4 protein-coding genes are annotated in these 3,902 nt (G+C 38.1%); 2 read left to right on the top strand and 2 right to left on the bottom strand.

Annotation, left to right across the window (positions count from 1 at the left end; translation table 11 throughout):
• Positions 1–144: DUF6444 domain-containing protein (locus L2764_RS26110; RefSeq protein ID WP_248943267.1), on the bottom strand; the 144-nt coding region annotated here is incomplete at its 3' end.
• Between the two features lie 393 nt (positions 145–537).
• Between L2764_RS26110 and L2764_RS26105 the strand changes: the two genes are divergently transcribed.
• Together L2764_RS26105 and L2764_RS26100 are read left to right on the top strand one after the other, a co-directional pair.
• Entirely contained in the window at positions 538–699 is a 162-nt protein-coding gene (locus L2764_RS26105) for a hypothetical protein (RefSeq protein WP_248943266.1), read from the top strand.
• Positions 700–915: 216 nt separating this feature from the next.
• Complete coding sequence (locus L2764_RS26100) at positions 916–1,581, top strand: reverse transcriptase domain-containing protein (protein WP_248943265.1); 666 nt, start codon at positions 916–918, stop codon at positions 1,579–1,581.
• A gap of 759 nt (positions 1,582–2,340) precedes the next feature.
• On the opposite strand, the gene L2764_RS26095 is transcribed toward L2764_RS26100, so the two are convergent.
• Positions 2,341–3,255, bottom strand: coding sequence for a hypothetical protein (locus L2764_RS26095; protein WP_248943264.1), 915 nt, complete (start codon positions 3,253–3,255; stop codon positions 2,341–2,343).
• Positions 3,256–3,902 lie beyond the last annotated feature (647 nt).

The raw sequence follows: 3,902 nt of genomic DNA, 5'->3' as shown, positions 1-3,902 counted from the left end.
TGATTTAGATGAATTGCAAGAATTGAGTGCAAGCCTGTCTTCATATTCACGTAGCTTTTGCCAAAGCTCACGGATAAACAGGTTGGCTTCGCTGATATTATCAATCGAAGGCGGCTCTTGCTCGAATTGTTTTTTCTTTTTCATGTCAGCATGATGACATCAAAAAACGATCGTTCAAGTGGTCATTGCGATCTTAATAAGATCGCGGTATTTATTGTCAATAGGGGGCTGGTGAACGGTTACGATAAGCGAGTCACGTTTTGACTCTTCGCAGTCTGAGACCTTGTGCATGTGGTGATGTCTTTTATGCGCCTATTTCTGTTACAGGGAGGCGGGAGATCCACTTTGTTGTTGATCTTCTAGGTCGACAAATTATAAGGAAGCCTAAGAGGCGAAGCTTATGACGATAGCAAGGTGGAAGTCAGACAGCCTCATAGTAGTGAAGAAGCAGACGAACAAGATGGGCTAAAGTTCATGGCGGAGTTTGTGGAGCGAAGGGGGCTGACAGAGAGAAAATCACTTCAAAAGGAGTATCCCATGACACAGAGCATGGACATCGTACCTTCCCGATTGGAGCGATTAGGGAGAGCGGCGAAGCTGGATAAGCAGCTTAAATTCAATAATCTACTTCATCATATAACCCCAGTGCTACTCTTCGAAGCTTACTATAAGCTAAATCGTAAAGCGGTAAAGCGGTAAAGGGGATAGATAATCTAGATTGGCATGAGTATGGATGGTTATTAGAATAAAAGCTAATGACACTGCATAAACGCATCCACATAGGGCAGTATAAACCCTTACCAGTGAAGCGGCTTTGGCTGCCGAAAGGTAATGGCGAACAACGGCCCATTGGTATAACGGCACAGGAGGACAAATTACTCCAACAGGCAGTAGTGATGGTGCTAGAGCCAATATATGAAACTGATTTTCTGGGTTTTAGATGCTGACTTGAAAGGCTTCTTTGATGCAATAGATCATGACTGGCTCATGCGCTTTCTCGCCCACAGAGTGTTAGATAAACGGGTGTTAAAGCTGATAAATAGTTGGTTAAAAGCGGGGGTAATGGATGGCCATACTCAACACAAAAGTGTACAAGGTACGCCACAAGGTGCCGTTATTTCACCGTTACTGGCGAATATCTATCTGCATTATGTGTTGGATCTATGGGTTCATCAATGGCGTAAACGGTATGCCCGTGGTGATGTTTACATAGTGAGGTACGCAGATGATTTCGTTGTAGGTTTCCAATATCAAGAAGATGGAAGGAAACTAAAACGCGCATTAGCAATGCGACTTGGAGAGTTCAAACTGAGTTTCAATAATGACAAAACGCATCTAATAGAGTTTGGGCGCTTTGCGATAGCAAATCGGCAAGAAAGAAGGGAAAAGAAGCCAGAAACGTTTGATTTTCTCGGTTTTACTTATATTTGTGCGCTAAGCAGAGAAAAGAGAATCTTTAAGCTGCATAGGAAGTCGATAAAGAAGACGCTGAGGGAGAAAATTAAGCAAATTAGCGGTGTGTTAATGCAACACAGACACAAGCCTGTGTATGAAATGGGCTTTGGGTCAGAAAGGTATTAACGGGGTATTACAACTACTTTGCTATTCCAGGAAATCATGCCAGTATCCAGATAATGCGAACGAGTGTTCATAGGGTGTGGATAAAAGCGCTGCGACGTCGGAGTCAGAAAGGAAGGAATTTCAACTGGCTAAAGATGCAGCGATGGATAATGCGTTTTAGTCCACATACGAGAATTCGCCACCCGTATCCGAGCCAACGCTTTCGCCTTTGACTCGATGTAGGAGCCGTATGCGTTAGTATCGCACGTACGGAACTGTGCCTGATGTCTGACTTAAATGAACTAAAACTCAATTAAGTTAGTGCTTTACGGCGATTCTGGTAAGTATTCACCAGAGGGGGATTGACTAAGCTGCGGCGTAGAAGTATTTAGACTTTGGAGTAATTTAGATACCCCTCTTCGCGCAGCGAATTTGAGTCTAAGCGAAAAGCCTTGGCGTGGGGTCGTTGATTGATAAGTGATTAAAGGTTGTGAGTTATCCTTCCTCCTTATCAATAACAAGTAGACTAAAAAGAGGCTAACTTGCCTAACCATAAAACCTCACTTTAAGAGAGTGTTAAGGTCTCAGTTGTTCCTGAGAATACTAAGACACTTCCTGTAGCAATATAGGTCAGATAATGAATATATTTTCGATTATAATGATTACAGTGTCATTTTTGTATTACTCATCTTCTTAATAACCTGTGGAGTATTTCAACTTACAAGAATACAGTGGCAAATATACGTTGAACTTTCATTAAATTTAATGAAAACTAAAATATTAAGCTATTTTAGTTAGCTGATTAAGTTCAGAGTAAATTTTACTTTTTCCGGTCACGACCACTAACTTTTTGTTATTATATTTTAATGAGTGATGATTAAACATATCAATCATTATGGCCAATCCTCCTAAAGCAGAAGGTTCAAGGTTAAGCTTATTATTTTCAGCAAGTATAATGGCATCGTTAAGAGATGTTTCAGTAAACTCACTAATAGAGGAGTGTTTTCCTACCTTGTTCATTGCTATTTTAGTTTTTATGAAATTATTGTTGACCATTGAAAATGGGTTGAATGGAGCATAAAGTTTATCTGCTTTGGAATATCTAAAATGTGTTTTACCCCCGATAATATGAACGTTATAAGGCTCATTGAAAATATCACAAAATAAAAAGCTACCATAGAGATGTCCTGTCCCATACGGAACAAATATATAACCTGAATCAAAATGAGATAAATAGGATACAAGCTCTTTATAATAATTTTCATAGGGTTTGATAGCCATATTCGATGTGACTTCAATACCCTCTTTATTGTCGGTGAGTTTTAAAATATCATTGGATGATAATAGTTTAGATTCGAGATCAAAGGTATATATTTCACAGCCTATTTTTTTTAATATTTCAATTTCTTTTCTTGACTCATCAATAAGTACTTTTAGTGGGGGGAGCTGGCGTTCAGTTAAGGCTAATTGTATCGCATAAGCAGCAGAACCACTGGAGATTAATGACAACCTTAGTGTATGGTTACTTTTCAACATATCTTGGTAAATAGTCGTTATCGTCTGTGCCATACGATCTTTATGTGTACCAGATGGGTTTTTTGATTCATCAAGAAAAACAATCTCTCCATAAGTAGAGTGTATTATTTTAACAGTAGAGGGAGCTGTTATAGGTGTGATCTTATTCATAGCTAACATATTATGCCATCCTTTGCGATTGAATGATTTAAAGCGGGTGATGATTTTTAATCATTTTATCCATATTTATTCATTTCCCGTTAAAATAACCGTATTAGTTTCTAATAGTTAAAGGTTGTTGACTAAAAAATAGAACGATAATATAAATATTAGAGGTGCATTTTCATTATTAATAATATTTAAGCGTTCTAATTTAAAAATAACACAAAAATTGTTAATTAAAAGTACGGAGATGTAACAGGATGTGATTGTGGGTGATTGGTCACATTTAAAATTAGCCACTATTTCTGCTTTATATTATTGTAGTTTTTAGGTCAATTGAAAGGTTGAGCATTTCCTTAATAATTCATTGCCCTGAATCATTTAACGTAAATATTGAATAAGGTTTTTACAAGAAAGAGAGGCTCTGGTTAGGTTTACAAATAATCTTATCAATGGCTTGGGGTTAACCTTTGGGGATACAGAGTCTATGTGTAGGCATTATAGTAACGTATTTAAAAATTATAATGAAATGTTCGATAGTGAGCGTATTGATCACCAGGGCGGGATCGCACTTTGTTAACAAAGATTGAATCTGCTGAATTACTGTGATCTAATCGCACCTCACTTTCTGAGAGGTAACCCAATGACCCTGATCGAACACCTTA

Origin of the sequence: Shewanella surugensis (assembly GCF_023284005.1) — a bacterium.
Classification (GTDB): Bacteria; Pseudomonadota; Gammaproteobacteria; order Enterobacterales; family Shewanellaceae; genus Shewanella; species Shewanella surugensis.
Note: the sequence above shows the minus strand (reverse complement) of the source record. Positions and strands in the feature narration are given on the sequence as shown.